General features: G+C 68.2%; 9 protein-coding genes. 2 read left to right on the plus strand and 7 right to left on the minus strand.

What is annotated here, in order from left to right; translation table 11 throughout:
- Nucleotides 1–2: 2 nt before the first annotated feature.
- The 4 genes from narH to AC1RN5_RS11860 are packed head-to-tail and all read right to left on the minus strand — an operon-like array spanning nucleotide 3 to nucleotide 8066.
- Complete coding sequence (gene narH, locus AC1RN5_RS11845) at nucleotides 3–1526, minus strand: nitrate reductase subunit beta (protein ID WP_493041345.1); 1524 nt, start codon at nucleotides 1524–1526, stop codon at nucleotides 3–5.
- The gene (locus AC1RN5_RS11850; RefSeq protein ID WP_493041346.1) at nucleotides 1523–5254 is read right to left on the minus strand and encodes a nitrate reductase subunit alpha; all 3732 of its coding nucleotides are present in this window, start codon (nucleotides 5252–5254) and stop codon (nucleotides 1523–1525) included. The genes narH and AC1RN5_RS11850 overlap by 4 nt, the downstream gene beginning before the upstream one ends.
- A complete protein-coding gene (locus AC1RN5_RS11855; protein ID WP_493041347.1) occupies nucleotides 5251–6675 on the minus strand; it encodes an MFS transporter in 1425 nt (474 codons plus the stop codon). The genes AC1RN5_RS11850 and AC1RN5_RS11855 overlap by 4 nt, the downstream gene beginning before the upstream one ends.
- Nucleotides 6675–8066 (minus strand): MFS transporter, encoded by a 1392-nt coding sequence (locus AC1RN5_RS11860; RefSeq protein WP_493041348.1) that lies wholly within the window; start codon nucleotides 8064–8066, stop codon nucleotides 6675–6677. The genes AC1RN5_RS11855 and AC1RN5_RS11860 overlap by 1 nt, the downstream gene beginning before the upstream one ends.
- Nucleotides 8067–8382: 316 nt before the next feature.
- Here AC1RN5_RS11860 and ftrB point away from each other — a divergent pair, with 316 nt between their 5' ends.
- The gene (ftrB, locus tag AC1RN5_RS11865; protein WP_421933583.1) at nucleotides 8383–9141 is read left to right on the plus strand and encodes a transcriptional activator FtrB; all 759 of its coding nucleotides are present in this window, start codon (nucleotides 8383–8385) and stop codon (nucleotides 9139–9141) included.
- A 106-nt stretch (nucleotides 9142–9247) separates the two neighbouring features.
- On the opposite strand, the gene moaA is transcribed toward ftrB, so the two are convergent.
- The 3 genes from moaA to AC1RN5_RS11880 all read right to left on the minus strand — a co-directional run bounded on the left by moaA (nucleotide 9248) and on the right by AC1RN5_RS11880 (nucleotide 13954).
- Nucleotides 9248–10237, minus strand: coding sequence for a GTP 3',8-cyclase MoaA (gene moaA, locus AC1RN5_RS11870; protein ID WP_493041349.1), 990 nt, complete (start codon nucleotides 10235–10237; stop codon nucleotides 9248–9250).
- Between the two features lie 197 nt (nucleotides 10238–10434).
- Nucleotides 10435–11628: an NnrS family protein gene (locus AC1RN5_RS11875; protein WP_493041350.1), complete on the minus strand. Its 1194-nt coding sequence runs from the start codon at nucleotides 11626–11628 to the stop codon at nucleotides 10435–10437.
- Nucleotides 11629–11716: 88 nt separating this feature from the next.
- On the minus strand, nucleotides 11717–13954 hold the full coding sequence (locus AC1RN5_RS11880) for an adenosylcobalamin-dependent ribonucleoside-diphosphate reductase (protein ID WP_493041351.1): 2238 nt from the start codon (nucleotides 13952–13954) through the stop codon (nucleotides 11717–11719).
- 185 nt (nucleotides 13955–14139) lie between these two features.
- On the opposite strand from AC1RN5_RS11880, the gene AC1RN5_RS11885 reads away from it, so the two are divergent.
- A complete protein-coding gene (locus tag AC1RN5_RS11885; RefSeq protein ID WP_493041352.1) occupies nucleotides 14140–14748 on the plus strand; it encodes a hemerythrin domain-containing protein in 609 nt (202 codons plus the stop codon).

The following is a 14748-nucleotide window of genomic DNA, read 5'->3' on the forward strand; positions in this document are numbered from 1 at the left end:
TCTCAGACCTCCATGGGGGTTTTGGCGCGCGAGCGCTTGTTGGGACCAAACAGGCCCAGCTCCGTGCGGCCGCCGGAGCAGCCATTGCCGAAGGAGAAGCCGCAGCCGCCGCGCATGTCGTAGGCGTCCTCGGCGGTCTCGCGGTGAGCCGAGGGGATGACGAAGCGGTCTTCGTAGTTGGCGATCGCCAGGTAGCGGTACATGGAGTCGATCTCCGCCGCCGTCAGGCCGACCCGTTCGGCCAGGGCGTGATCGATCACCCCCTCCACCGTCTTGGCCCGCATGTAGCCGCGCATGGCCAGCATGCGCTCCAGGGCCAGCTGGACCGGCGCTTCCTTGCCGGCGGTCAGCAGGTTGGCGAGGTACTTGATCGGGATCCGCAGCGAGTGGACGTCGGGCATGTCGCCGTCCATCTCCAGGGCGCCGGCGGCCACGGCCGACTGGATCGGCGAGAGCGGCGGCACGTACCAGACCATGGGCAGGGTCCGGTATTCCGGGTGCAGCGGGAAGGCGATCTTCCAATCGATGGCCATCTTGTAGACGGGGCTCTTGCGGGCCGCCTCCAGCCAGGCCTCCGGCACGCCGTCGGCGCGCGCCTGGGCGATCACCGCCGGATCGCTGGGATCCAGGAAGACGTCGAGCTGGGCCTGGTAGAGGTCCTGCTCATCGGGGGTCGAGGCCGCGGCCTCGATGCGGTCGGCGTCGTAAAGCAGGACGCCGAGATAGCGGATGCGGCCGACGCAGGTTTCCGAGCACACGGTCGGCTGCCCGACCTCGATGCGCGGGAAGCAGAAGGTGCACTTCTCCGACTTTCCGGATTCCCAGTTGTAGTAGATTTTCTTGTAGGGGCAGGCCGAGACGCACATCCGCCAGCCGCGGCACTTGTCCTGGTCGATCAGGACGATGCCGTCCTCCTCGCGCTTGTAGATGGCGCCCGAGGGGCAGGCCGCGACGCAGGTGGGGTTCAGGCAGTGCTCGCACAGCCTGGGCAGGTACATCATGAAGGTGTTTTCGAAGGCGCCGTAGATCTCCTTCTCGACGCCCGCGAAGTTGTAGTCGGCCGAGCGCTTGGAGAACTCGCCGCCGAGGATTTCCTCCCAGTTGGGCCCGCGCTCGATCTTCTCCATCCGCTGGCCGGTGATCTTCGACCGCGGCCGGGCGGTGGGGAAGGCCTTCATCTCCGGCGCCGTCTGCAGGTGGGCGTAGTCGAAGTCGAAGGGCTCGTAGTAGTCGTCGATTTCCGGCAGGTCCGGGTTGGCGAAGATCTTCGCCAGGATCCGCCACTTGGCCCCCATCTTCGGCTCGATCTTGCCGTTGGCCTTGCGGGTCCAGCCGCCGTTCCAGCGCTTCTGGTTCTCCCAGTCGCGGGGGAAGCCGACGCCGGGCTTGGTCTCGACGTTGTTGAACCAGGCGTATTCAACGCCCTCGCGGTTGGTCCAGACGTTCTTGCAGGTGACCGAGCAGGTGTGACACCCGATGCACTTGTCGAGGTTCAGCACCATGCCGATTTGCGCGCGAACCTTCATTGGGCGAAATCCTTGGCGTTGAGAGGTTCTTCCAACCAGTCGACCTTGGTCATCTTGCGCAGGACCACGAACTCATCGCGGTTCGAGCCGACCGTGCCGTAGTAGTTGAAGCCGTAGGCGAGCTGGGCGTAGCCGCCGATCATGTGGGTCGGCTTGAGGACCGTGCGGGTCACCGAGTTGTGGATGCCGCCGCGCTTGCCGGTGATCTGGGATCCCGGCGTGTTCACGATCTTTTCCTGGGCGTGATACATGAAGGTGGTGCCTTCACGGATCCGCTGGGAGACCACCACCCGGGCGGTGAGCGCCCCGTTGGCGTTGAAGGCCTCCACCCAGTCGTTGTCCACCAAGCCGACCTTCTTGGCGTCGGTCTCGGAGACCCAGATGACCGGTCCGCCCCGGTTGAGGGTGAGCATCATCAGGTTGTCGGAATAGGTGGAGTGGATGCCCCACTTCTGGTGCGGGGTGATGAAGTTGAGGACGATCTCCTTCTCGCCATTGGGCTTGAGGCCCTTGACGTAGGTGGTCTTCAGATCGATCGGCGGACGGTAGACGCAGAGCGCCTCCCCGAACGCCCGCATCCACAGGTGATCCTGATAGAGCTGCTGGCGGCCGGTCAGGGTCCGCCACGGGATCAACTCGTGGACGTTGGTGTAGCCGGCCGTGTAGCAGACCTTCTCGCTCTCGATGCCCGACCAGGTCGGCGAGGTGATGATCTTGCGCGGCTGGGCCAGCAGGTCGCGGAAGCGGATCTTCTCGTCTTCCTTGGGCAGGGCCAGGTGGGTGTGCTCGCGGCCGGTCTGCTTTTCGAGGGCTTCCCAGGCCTTGACCGCGACCTCGCCGTTGGTCTCTGGCGCCAGCATCAGGATGGTCTCGCAGGCGTCGATGTCGGTATCGATCCGCGCCAGACCCTGGGTCTGGCCCTCCTCCAGCACCGCGCCGTTGAGGGCGGTCAACAGGTCGACCTCATGGTCGGTCTTCCAGCCGATCCCCTTGCCGCCGTTGCCGGTGGCCTTGAGCAGCGGACCAAGGGCGGTGAAGCGCTTGTAGGTGTTGGGATAGTCGCGCTCGACCACGGTGATCTGCGGCATGGTCTTGCCGGGGATCGCCTCGCACTCGCCCTTGGACCAGTCGCGAACGTCGAAGGGCTGGGCCAGTTCGGCGGCGCTGTCGTGCTGGATAGGGGTGAGGACCACGTCCTGCTCGACCCCCAGGACCTCCGGGGAGACATCGGAGAAGGTCTTGGCGATCGCCTTGAAGATCTCCCAGTCCGACTTCGACTCCCAGGCCGGATCCACGGCCGCCGACAGCGGGTGGATGAAGGGGTGCATGTCGGAGGTGTTGAGGTCGTTCTTCTCGTACCAGGTGGCCGTCGGCAGGACGATGTCGGAATAGACCGCCGTGGTGGACATCCGGAAGTCGAGGGTGACCAGCAGGTCGAGCTTTCCCTCCGGCGCCTCGTCATGCCAGACGACCTCGTTGGGCTTGCGCCGGCCGTCCTCGCCCAGGTTCTTGCCCTGGACGCCGTGGGAGGCGCCGAGCAGGTGCTTGAGGAAGTATTCGTGGCCCTTGCCCGAGGAGCCCAGCAGGTTGGAGCGCCAGACGAACATGTTGCGCGGCCAGTTGGCGGGATCGTCGGGGTCCATGCAGGACATCTTCAGATCGCCGCTCTTGAGCTGGTCGAGGGCGTAGGCCTTGGGGTCCTGACCCGCCGCCGCGGCCGCCTTGGCCACCTCCAGGGGGTTGGTCTGCAGGGCGGGCGCCGAGGGCAGCCAGCCCATCCGCTCGGCCTTGGCGTTGAAGTCGATCATCGCCCCGTCCCACACGCCTTCCGGCGCGGTGGGCGAGAGGATCTCGCTCATCTCCACCGTCTCGTACCGCCACTGGTCGGAGTGGGCGTAGAAGAAGGAGGTGGAGTTCTGCTGGCGGGGCGGCTTCACCCAGTCGGTGGCGAAGGCCAGCGGGGCCCAGCCGGTCTGCGGCCGCAGCTTCTCCTGGCCCACATAGTGAGCCCAGCCGCCGCCCGACTGACCGACGCAACCGCACATGACCAGCATGTTGATGGCCGCGCGGTAGTTCATGTCCATGTGGAACCAGTGGTTCATGGCCGCGCCGATGATCACCATCGACTTGCCATTGGTCTTCTCGGCGTTGCCGGCGAAGCCGCGGGCCACGGCGATGATCTGGTCCTTCGGCACCGAGGTGATCGCCTCGGCCCAGGCCGGGGAATAGGGCTCCACCTCGTCGTAGCTGGCCGGCATGTGGTCGCCGCCGAAGCCCTGGTCGACGCCGTAATTGGCCAGGAACAGGTCGTAGACGCAGGCCACTAGGGTCTCGCCCTCGGGCAGCATCATGCGCTTGACCGGCACGTTGCGGACCAGCACGTCGGGGTGGTCGGTCATGGCGAAGCCGTTGGTGGCCGCGCCGCCGAAATAGGGGAAGCGCACCGCGGCGACCTCGTCGTGGACGCCCTTGAGGCCCAGGCGCAGGGTGGTCTCGCGACCGGCCCCGTCCTTCTCCTCGAGGTTCCACTTGCCGTCCTCGCCCCAGCGGAAGCCGATGGAGCCATTGGGGACGATCACCTCGCCGGTGGTCTCGTCCAGGGCGACGGTCTTCCAGTCGGGGTTGTTGGTCTCGCCCAGCGCCTGGTCGAACTCGGCGGCGCGCAGCAGGCGCTCGGGCACATAGGCGCCGTCCTGCGGCACCAGGCGCACCAGCATCGGCAGGTCCGAGTACTTCCGCAGGTAGTCGCGGAAATAGGGCACCTGGCGGTCGATGTGGAACTCCTTGAGGATCACGTGGCCAAAGGCCATGCCCAGGGCGGCGTCGGTCCCCTGCTTCACGGGCAGCCACAGGTCGGAGAACTTCGAGGCCTCCGAATAGTCGGGGCAGATGACCACCGACTTGGCGCCGCGGTAGCGGGCCTCGGTGTAGAAGTGGGCGTCCGGGGTGCGGGTCTGCGGGACGTTGGAGCCCCAGAGGATCATGAACCCGGAATTGAACCAGTCGGCGCTCTCGGCCACGTCGGTCTGTTCGCCCCAGGTTTGGGGCGAGGCCGGCGGCAGGTCGCAGTACCAGTCGTAGAAGGATCCGCAGACCCCGCCGAGCAGCTGCAGGTAGCGCGCGCCGGCGGCGTAGGAGACCATGGACATGGCCGGGATCGGCGAGAAGCCGAAGATCCGGTCCGGGCCCCATTCCTTGATGGTGTAGGCGTTGGCCGCGGCGATGATCTCGGTGACCTCGTCCCAGGTCGCCCGGATGAAGCCCCCGGCCCCGCGCATGGTGACGTAGGAGGCGCGTTGGCTCGGATCCTGCTGGATCGAGGCCCAGGCGGCCACCGGGCTGCGGGTGGCGCGCGCGGCGCGCCACAGCTTCAGCAGGCGTGAGCGGATCAGCGGGTATTTCACCCGGTTGGCGGAATAGAGGTACCAGCTGTAGCTGGCGCCCCGGGCGCAGCCCCGCGGCTCATGGTTGGGCAGCTCCGGCCGGGTGCGCGGATAGTCGGTCTGCTGGGTCTCCCAGGTGACGATCCCGCCCTTGACGTAGATCTTCCAGGAACAGGAGCCCGTGCAGTTCACCCCGTGGGTGGAGCGGACGACCTTGTCGTGCTGCCAGCGGCGCCGGTAGGCCTCCTCCCACTTGCGGTCCTCGTCGGTGAGGACGCCGTGGCCTTCGGAGAACAGCTCGGTCTTGCGGGCGAAGAAGGTGAGGCGATCAAGGGTATGGCTCATGCCACGATTTCCATCTTCGAAGGGGTTTGGGGCGCGTGCAGCAGCGAGGATTTGCGGGCGTAGAAGGCCCAGTTCACCGCGACGCAGCTGAGGTAGAAGGCCAGGAAGACCAGCAGGGCGGTGCCGGGCCCGCCGGTGGCCTTCATCGAGTCGCCGAAGGCCAGCGGGATGAAGAAGCCGCCGAAGGCGCCGATGGCCGAGCTGAAGCCGACGATGGCCGCCGACTCCATGTCCGCGGCCTTGAGGCGCGCGGCCGGATCGGCCTGCGGCAGCAGCCGGGGCATGTCGGCCCGGACGATCGCGGGGATCATCTGGAAGGTCGAGGCGTTGCCGACCCCGGTCCAGAAGAACAGCCACATGAAGCTGGCGAAGAAGATCGGGAAGGAGGGCGCCGCGCCAAAGCCGCCGACGCTGTGCATCACCGACAGGACCCCGAGCGCCAGGGCGATGAAGACCCAGTGGGTGACGTTGTGGCCGCCGAACTTGTCGGAGACCCAGCCGGTGAGCGCCCGTGAGGCCGCGCCGACCAGCGGGCCCAGGAAGACCAGCTGCATGGCGTGGGTCCCGGGGAACAGGGTCTTCATCAGCAGGGGGAAGGCCGCCGAGAAGCCGATGAACGAGCCGAAGGTGCCCAGGTAGAGCCAGCAGATGACCCAGTTGTGCTTGCGCTTGAAGACCACCGACTGCTCGGCGAAGGAGGCCCGCGCCGAGGCGATGTCGTTCATGCCGAACCAGGCCAGGCTGCCGGCCACCAGGATGAAGGGGACCCAGACGAAGCCGGCGTTCTGCAGCCAGATGGTCGAGGCGACCCCGTTGTCCATCGCCGTCTGCGGCGCGCCCACCAGGGGCATGAACATCCCCAGCCCGATCACCACCGGCACCAGGAACTGCATGACGCTGACGCCGAGGTTGCCGAAGCCGGCGTTGAGGGCGAGCGCGTTACCCTTTTCGGCCTTGGGGTAGAAGAAGGAGATGTTGGACATCGAGGAGGCGAAGTTGCCGCCCCCCAGCCCGCAAAGCAGGGCCAGGACCACGAACACCTCATAGGGGGTGGTGGGATCCTGCACGGCCATGCCGATGCCGATCGCCGGGATCAGCAGGGACAGGGTGGTGAGCGTCGTCCACAGCCGGCCGCCGAGGATCGGGACCATGAAGCTGTAGAAGATCCGCAGGGTCGCGCCCGACAGGGCCGGCAGAGCGGTGAGCCAGAAGAGCTGCTCGGTGGTGAACTTGAAGCCCACCAGCTTCAGCTTGGCCACGACCATCGACCAGACCATCCAGACCGAGAAGGCCAGCAGCAGGTTGGGGATCGAGATCCAGAGATTTCGCCGGGCGATCGCCTTGCCGGACCCCGACCAGAAGGCCGAATCCTCGGGGCGCCAGTCGGTCAGGACGTGACGGGCGGGTTTGCGGGAAGCCATCAAGGCGCTCCTCTTGTTGGGGTCGCCGCGCGAGCGCGGGCGGGCGCACCGGAAGCCGGGCGCGGTTGAAGATCGGCGTGCAGGGACGCCATTTCGGGAAGTTCGGGCAGCTCACCCAGCTGCGGGGCGCCGGCGTGCTCCATCCGGCGGATGGCGAAGTGCATCCAGGTCAGGGCGCTGGCCACCAGGACGAACAGCAGCATGAAGCAGCTGGTCCAGACCCCGGTCAGGTCGTTGAGCGCCCCGAAGGCGATCGGCAGGACGAAGCCGCCGAGACCGCCCACCATGCCCACCAGGCCGCCCACCGAACCGATGGTGCCGGGATAGTAGACCGGGATGTGCTTGTAGACCGCGGCCTTGCCCAGGCTCATGGCGAAGCCGAGGCAGAACAGCAGGATGATGAAGGGGATCAGGCCCGTGGCCAGGCGGAAGGCGATCGGCCCATGGACCCCGTCCACCACATAGCTGGTGGGCGGATAGGACAGCAGGAAGGTGGCCACCACGCTGATGCTGAAGGTGATGTACATCACCTTGCGCGCGCCGATCTTGTCGGAGAGCCAGCCGCCAAACACCCGGAACAGCGACCCGGGGATCGAATAGGCCGCCGCCAGCATGCCGGCCGTGCGGATATCCAGGTGATAGACCGCCACCAGATAGTGAGGCAGCCAGAGCGCCAGGGCCACGAAGGCGCCGAAGACGAAGAAGTAGTAGAGGGCGAAGCGCCAGACCTGCAGCTTCATCAGCGGGGCGAACTGCATCGCCGCGGCGACCGGCTTGGCGCCGGTCCGGCGGCGTTCCACCAGTTCCGGATCGTCGCGGGTCAGCAGGAAGTAGACGACCGCGATCACGGCAAGGGCCGCGGCCCAGGCCTGGGCGACCGTCTGCCAGCCATAGGCGATCATCACGAAGGGGGCGGCGAACTTGGTCACCGCCGCGCCGACATTGCCGGCCCCGAAGATGCCCAGGGCCGTGCCCTGCTTTTCCTTGGGGAAGAACTTGGAGACGTAGGCCACGCCGACCGCGAAGGAGCCGCCCGCCATGCCGACCCCGAGGGCCGCCAGCAGGAACTGCGGATAGGTCTGGGCGTGGGAGAGCAGGAAGGTGGCCAGGGCCGCCGACAGCATCACCACCAGGTTCACCACCCGGCCGCCGTACTGATCGGCCCAGACCCCCAGGACGACGCGCACCAGGGAGCCGGTGAGGATGGGCGTGCCGGCCAGCAGGCCGAACTCGGCCTCGGTCAGGCCGAGGTTCTGCTTAATCTGCACGCCGATGATCGAGAAGATCGTCCACACCGCGAAACAGGCGGTGAAGGAGAAGGTGCTCATCCAGAGCGCCATGCCGGCGCCCGGGGCGTTCTCTGTGGTGGGCGGTGTGACTGCGACGCTCAACTTGTCCCCCGGCCTCTTCGCTGCGGGTGCCAGACGCCCTCGCTTCGGCCAAGTTTATGGAGCGGGCGGCGACTCTTTGGATTGACGATCATCAAATCCAGCCGCCGATGTTGCTAGGTTTATCGGCTCCGCATCAGGAATAGCGGGTGCGGTTTACGTACGTAGTTGGCCCGATTACTTTTGTTGGCTGCGGCGATTGACGGACATCAAGCAGCCCCGGCGACCGCGACCCATTGGCGCCGCTTGATCTAGGTCAAGGCCAGACTCGCCTGCGAAGCCGAAGTGAGGTTGACGCAAGGGGACCATAGGAATGTCGATGCGAGTCGTGGACGTGGAGCGCGTAAAGGGTTTGTCCCTGTTCTCCGGTGTCTCGGACGAGACCTTCAGCGCCGTGACGGCGGGCGCCTTCCTCCAGAAATTCCCGGCGGGCACCACCCTTCTGCACGAAGGCGATCCGGTCGATTTCCTCTATGTCCTGCTCGACGGTCTGGTTGAGCTGGAGGGGACCTGGAACGACAAGGAGACCACGCTGGCGGTCCTGCGCCCGGTCTCCACCTTCATCTTCGCCGCCGTCGCCCTGGACGCCGACGCCCTGATGAGCGCGCGCACCGTCGAACGGTCCGACATCCTGATGCTCTCGGGCGAGGCCCTGCGCCGCGCCATGCAGACCGACCCGCGCTTCAGCTACGCCGCCACCCTGGAACTCGCCGGCTGCTATCGTGGCCTGGTGCGGTCGCTGAAGAACCAGAAGCTGCGCGGCGGGGCCGAGCGCCTGGCCAACTATCTCATTACCCAGAAGGTGCGCCAGGGCGGGGCCGAGACCTTCACCCTGCCCCACGAGAAGCGCCTGCTGGCCTCCCTGCTGGGCATGACGCCGGAGAACCTGTCGCGCGCCTTCGCCACCCTCACCGGCTACGGCGTGGTGGTGAACGGACCCGAGGTCACCATCGCCCGGCCCGTGGTGCTGGAGCGCCTGGCCAAGCCCGATCCGCTGATCGACAATCATCAGCCCCCCAGCGCCACGCCGATCGGCAAGGCCGAGCGGGAGCTCTGGCCCGCCAGCCGCGCCGGCTAGAGCATTTTCCGATAAGTGTGAAACGGTTATCGGATCGAAAAATGCTCTAACCTTTTGAATTAGAGCCCTTTCCGATCTGATTGAAGCAATCGGATCGGAAAGGGCTCTAGCCGCCGAACTGCGCCAGGTTGCGGGTGTCCCCGGCCTGGCCGCTGGCCAAGTCATGCCCCAGGGGCTTGCCGGTCAGGGCTTGAGCGACCCGCGCCGCCAGCAGGTCCGAAGCCCCCTCCCCCGCATCGGCCGCCAGCAGGTCGCGCAGGTTCACGCCGCCCTGTCCGAACAGGCATAGGCGCAGCAGGCCCTGGGCCGTGACCCGCAGGCGATTGCAGCCGTCGCAGAACCCGGCGCCATAGGGGGCGATCAGACCGATCCGCCCGGCGAAGTCCGGATGCTCGTACTCCGTGGCCGGGCCATCGTCGGAGGCGCGGGGGCGGGCGCTCCAGCCCTCCTGAGCCAGCCAGGTCTTCAGGCGTTCGCCGCTCACATGCTGGTCGGTGAAATAGGCGGCGTTGTCGGCGGTGCGCATCAGCTCGATGAAGCGGACGGCCACCGGACGGCGGCGGACGAACTCGGCGAAATCGGCGAAGCCGTTCTCCAGGCTGTCGCGGAGCAGGACCGCGTTGACCTTCACCGTGGGGACGCCGATGGCCAGGGCCTGGTCCAGGCCGGCCACCACCTGATCGAGGCGGTCGTGGCCCGTCAGGCGGGCGAAGGCCTGGCGGTCCAGGGCGTCGATGGAGACGTTGAGATTGGTCAGGCCCGCGGCGCGCCAGCCGGCCACGTGGCGATCCAGGTTCCAGCCGTTGGTGGTCATGGCGACCTTGGCGATCCCGGGAACCTCGGCGACCCGGGCGATGATCTGGCCGACGTCCTTGCGCACCGTGGGTTCGCCCCCGGTGAGGCGCACCTTCTCGATCCCCAGTCTCTGGAAGGTGGAGACCAGGGCGCCGATCTCGTCGACGCCGAGGAAGGCGGGCCCGGCGGTCTTCCGGTAGCCGTCGGGCAGGCAGTAGGTGCAGCGGAAATTGCACACCTCGGTCACCGAGAGGCGGAGGTAGCGGAAGCGGCGGCCGAACCCGTCGATCAGGGGGTCCATGGGACAGGTTCCTCACGGGACAGAAGAGGCGCCGGTCTCCCGGCGCCCCAAGACCCGGCGGATCGCCGGTGTCGACGTCACCCAAGCCGACGCCGGAGGGAGGAATGGCGTCGCGCACGACGGGCGGATCGAGGGTGAGCCTAGGGGGGCCTGCGCGCCCGGGGTATGACGGCTGACGGCGTGGGCCTTGATTTCGGTTAAGCCGGACTTGGCCGGGCCTTGCCGCGCGGGCTGACGGGCCATCCGAGCAGCATCGGCCCATAGGCCAGGGCGAAGCCGCCGAAGGCCGCGCTCCACAGGACGCCGGAGGTCGCCAGCAGCACCGTGCTGCCGGGTCCGCCGAAGCCGGCGCACACCCGCACCAGGGCCGCGGCGTTGACCAGCAGATAGATGGCGAGGGTCCAGCCGTCGGCGACCCGGGGACGGCCGCTGTGGCCACGGGTGGCCCGGGTCATCATGGCCAGGGTCATGACCCCGACCGCGCCGGCCGTCAGGGCGTGGACCCCGGCGGTCCGCGGCACGATGTCGGGCGCCAGGATGGTGAGGCCGATCAGGATCAGCCCGACCCCGAGCCAGGCGTATCCAAGGTGAAGCACCCAGACCAGGGGCTCGGTCAGGGTCCTCAGGCCCTGCCAGCGCGCCAGGCGGGCCAGGGCCGCGAGCCCCGAGGCCGTCAGCAGCGCGCCGGCCAATGGGGTTTCGGGGGCCGCCACCCAGGCCGCGCCGCCCAGGCCGGTGAGGATCAGGGCGGCCATGTCGGCGCGGTCGGCGGGGGCCGGCATCGGGCCGGGGGCGCGCTGGGTCAGCCAGTTGCGGGTGAAGCTGGGGGTGACCCGCCCGCCGATCAGGGCGATCAGTAGGGCGATGGCGCCCAGCGCCGCCCGCTGGCCGACCGCCTCCGGGGCCCCCAGATGGAAGGCGATATTGGCGCAGGCCAGCACGGTGACCAGCCCACAGACGGCCAGGTTGCGCCAGTTGCGCCCGGCCAGGACCTCGCGCCAGATCACGCCGGCGAACACCACCAGGAAGGCGCTGTCGATCACGCTGGCCCAGACCCCGAGTTCGGTGGCCGCCAGCATGGCCAGGCGTCCGGCCAGCCACAGGGACGACAGGGCCACGAGCGGGGCGCCCATCACCGGCAGGCGGCCGGTCCAGTTGGGCACGGCGGTCAGCAGGAAGCCGGCGACGATGCCGGCCAGGACCCCGAACAGCATCTCGTGGATATGCCACTCGCGGGAGAGGGCGGCCCAGGGCAGGTGACCGGTGAAGGACAGCAGCCAGAGGGGAACGGCCAGCGTCGCCCAGATCGAGGCGGCGAGGAAGAAGGGGCGGAAGCCGTAGCTGAAGAGCTTGGGCCCCCGGTAGGCGCGCCGATCGGCGGCGGTGGCCATGGGGCGACTCCGGTCATCTAGAGGACAGGCCCCCTTCTAGGCCTGTCCGGCCCCACCGCCCTTGTCGGACATCAAGCGCCGACCCTTCTCATGCGCATTTGGAGTAGCCGCAGCCGAAACAGGTGTCGCAACCCTCCTTGCGGACCAGCTCGAACCCTCCGCATTGCGGGCAACAGGCCTTGCCGGCGGTGTGCGCGTGGGGGGCCGCGGCGGCGTGAGCCGGGGCCGCGGCGGCGTGAGCCGGGGCCGCGGCGGCCTCGATCCTCAGGTGTCGCTCGATCACCCCGCCGATGGCGGCGGGCAGCGAGGGGACGTAGCGGCCGTCGATCCAGCCGCCGCCGCTGGGGTCGAAGACCGCCTTCAGCTCCTCGGCGACGAAGGCGACGTCCCCGCCCCGGCGGAACACCGCCGAGATCATCCGCGTCAGGCCGAGCGTCCAGGCGTAGTGCTCCATGTTCTTGGAGTTGACGAAGATCTCGAAGGGTCGCGGCCCCTCCCCGGTGTCGGCATCGTTGATGGTCACATAGACGGCGTGCGCGCTCTGCGGCCATTTGATCTTGTAGGTGGCGCCCTGCAGGACGTCGGGCCGTGGCGAGAGCTTGGGTTCGGTCGGCGCGGCCGCCTCCGGGGTCGGCGCCACCGACAGCACCGAGCCGGTGACGGCGTTGGGCCGGTAGGTGGTCAGGCCCTTGCAGCCCAGGCGGTAGCCTTCCAGGTAGATGTCCGAGAAGTCGGCGAAGGCGATGTCCTCCGGGCAGTTCACGGTCTTGGAGATCGAACTGTCGATGCAGGCTTGGGCCGCGGCCTGCATCCGCAAGTGGTCGGCCGGGGTCAGGTCCTGGGCGCTGACGAACAGCTCGGCCGGCGGGGCGGCCTCGCCCTTCAGCCCGCGCCAGACGGTGAGCGCATAGTCCTCCACCTGCTCCTCGCGCGAGGAGCCGTCCGGCTGGCGCACCTTGCGGGTATAGGCATAGGCGAACACCGGCTCGACGCCGGAGGAGACATTGCCCGCCAGCAGCGAGGTCGTGCCGGTTGGCGCGATGGAGGTCAGGCAGCCGTTGCGCAGCCCATGCTCGGCGATCAGGGCGCGGGTCTCCTCGTCGAGGTCCCGCAGGTTTGGGCGGTCCAGGATCTGCGGGTCGTAGAGCGGGAAGCAGCCCTTCTCGGCGGCCAGCTCGGCCGAGGCGCGATAGGCCTCGCGCTTGATCACCCCGAGCCAGCGCTGGGTCAGGGCCACGGCCTCGTGGCCGCCATAGCGGGCGCCGCAGAACAGCAGGGCGTCGGCCAGGCCGGTGACGCCGATGCCGATCCGCCGCTTGGCGCGCGCCTCGGCCGCCTGCGCCTCCAGGGGGAAGCGGGAGATGTCGATGACATTGTCCAGCATGCGGACGGCGGTGCGCGTCAGTCCCCCCAGCCGCGCCGCGTCCAGTTCGGCCCCGTCGGAGAAGGGCGCCTCCACCAGCCGAGCCAGGTTCAGGGATCCCAGCAGGCAGGCGCCGTAGGCGGGCAGCATCTGCTCGCCGCAGGGATTGCTGGCCAGGATCTCTTCGCAATAGGCCAGGTTGTTGTTGGCGTTGACGCGGTCGATGAAGATCACGCCGGGCTCGGCGGCGTCATAGGTGGCGGTCATCAGCCGCGCCCAGAGGTCGGCGGCCCGCACATTGCGATGGACCTTGCCGTCGAACACCAGCGGCCATTCGGCGTCCGCCGCCAGGGCCTGCATGAAGGCGTCGCTCACCAGGACCGAGAGGTTGAAGTTGCGCAGGCGGCCGGGCTCGCGCTTGGCGTCGATGAAGGCCTCGATGTCGGGGTGATCGATGCGCAGGCACCCCATCATCGCCCCGCGGCGCTGCCCCGCCGAGAGGATGGTGCGGCACATGGAGTCCCACACATCCATGAAGCTGAGCGGCCCGGAGGCGTCGGCGCCGACGCCGCGGACCAGGGCCCCGCTGGGCCGCACGGAGGAGAAGTCCATGCCGACCCCGCCCCCCTGCTGCAGGGTGACGGCGGCCTCGCGGACATGCTCGAAGATGGCGCCCAGGTCGTCCGGAATCTTCCCCATGACGAAGCAGTTGAACAGGGTGACCGACCGCTGGGTGCCGGCTCCGGCCAGGATGCGGCCGGCCGGCAGGAACCTGTAGTCGGTGAGCGCGTCCATCACCTCGGCGCGGAAGGTCTCGCGGCGCTCGGGCGCCTCGGGTTCGCTCACCGCGCGGGCGACGCGCGCCCAGGTCTCGGCGAGGCTGGCGTCTCCGCCCCCGCCGTGCGGGGCGAAGCGGTACTTGCTGGACCAGATTTCTCCGGCGAGGGGATTATCGAAGGCCATGGCGGTCTCTCTGCGTGGGGAGAGCGAGGCTGGCCGATTCCCTGCGGCGTCAGGGTCGCGCAACGGGTGTCGCAGGCGGCGAAATCGGCCAGGCCTGGACTTGGCGAAAATCAAGCCGGCGTCCCGCCCCGTTCAAGGCGCTCGCGACGAAGGGGGCCTAGTCTGACCTCATTGAGGAGACCGCCATGATCCCTATCCCCACCCCTGGACTCAATCTCTGGGCCCGCGAGATGGTCAAACGATCGCCGGAGGCCAACGACATCTTCCGCGTCCAGGGCCCCCTGACCACGGTGGAGAAACTCGAGCGCGACCTGACCCTGGCGTCGCGGGGCGACAAGGCCGGCGACCGCGCGGCCGCCAAGCTGATCGACCACATCCTGGAGCGCTATCACGAGACCCATCGCCAGGAGTTCCCCAAGGCGATCGACCTGGCCCGCACGGTCGAGCGGGTTCACGCCACCGACCCCGACTGCCCCAGGGGTCTCGCCGACCACCTGGCGATCATGGCCGACGACCTCGAGGGTCATCAGCGCAAGGAGGAGAACATCCTCTTCCCCACCATGCTGGCCGGCTCCTGCGGCGTGCTGCGCTTCCCCATCTCGCGGATGATGTCCGAGCATGACGACGTCTATGAGCAGCTGGCCCGCCTGGCGGCCCTGACCAAGGATTTCACCCCGCCCCAGGGCGCCTGCCAGACCTGGCGCGCCCTCTCCCAGGCCTGCAAGAAGCTCGATCGAGACCTGCGCGAGCACATGCGCCTGGAGAACGACGTCCTCTTCCCCCACTTCCTGTAG

Source organism: Phenylobacterium sp. GW821-FHT12F10, from assembly GCF_058806695.1.

Excerpts from the sequence above, each read along its gene's own strand:
- moaA (WP_493041349.1), bottom strand. The coding sequence starts at position 10,237 with ATGGACCCCCTGATCGACGGGTTCGGCCGCCGCTTCCGCTACCTCCGC.
- AC1RN5_RS11875 (WP_493041350.1), bottom strand. The coding sequence starts at position 11,628 with ATGGCCACCGCCGCCGATCGGCGCGCCTACCGGGGGCCCAAGCTCTTC.
- AC1RN5_RS11855 (WP_493041347.1), bottom strand. The coding sequence starts at position 6,675 with ATGGCTTCCCGCAAACCCGCCCGTCACGTCCTGACCGACTGGCGCCCC.
- AC1RN5_RS11885 (WP_493041352.1), top strand. The coding sequence starts at position 14,140 with ATGATCCCTATCCCCACCCCTGGACTCAATCTCTGGGCCCGCGAGATG.
- AC1RN5_RS11880 (WP_493041351.1), bottom strand. The coding sequence starts at position 13,954 with ATGGCCTTCGATAATCCCCTCGCCGGAGAAATCTGGTCCAGCAAGTAC.
- ftrB (WP_421933583.1), top strand. The coding sequence starts at position 8,383 with ATGCGAGTCGTGGACGTGGAGCGCGTAAAGGGTTTGTCCCTGTTCTCC.
- narH (WP_493041345.1), bottom strand. The coding sequence starts at position 1,526 with ATGAAGGTTCGCGCGCAAATCGGCATGGTGCTGAACCTCGACAAGTGC.
- AC1RN5_RS11850 (WP_493041346.1), bottom strand. The coding sequence starts at position 5,254 with ATGAGCCATACCCTTGATCGCCTCACCTTCTTCGCCCGCAAGACCGAG.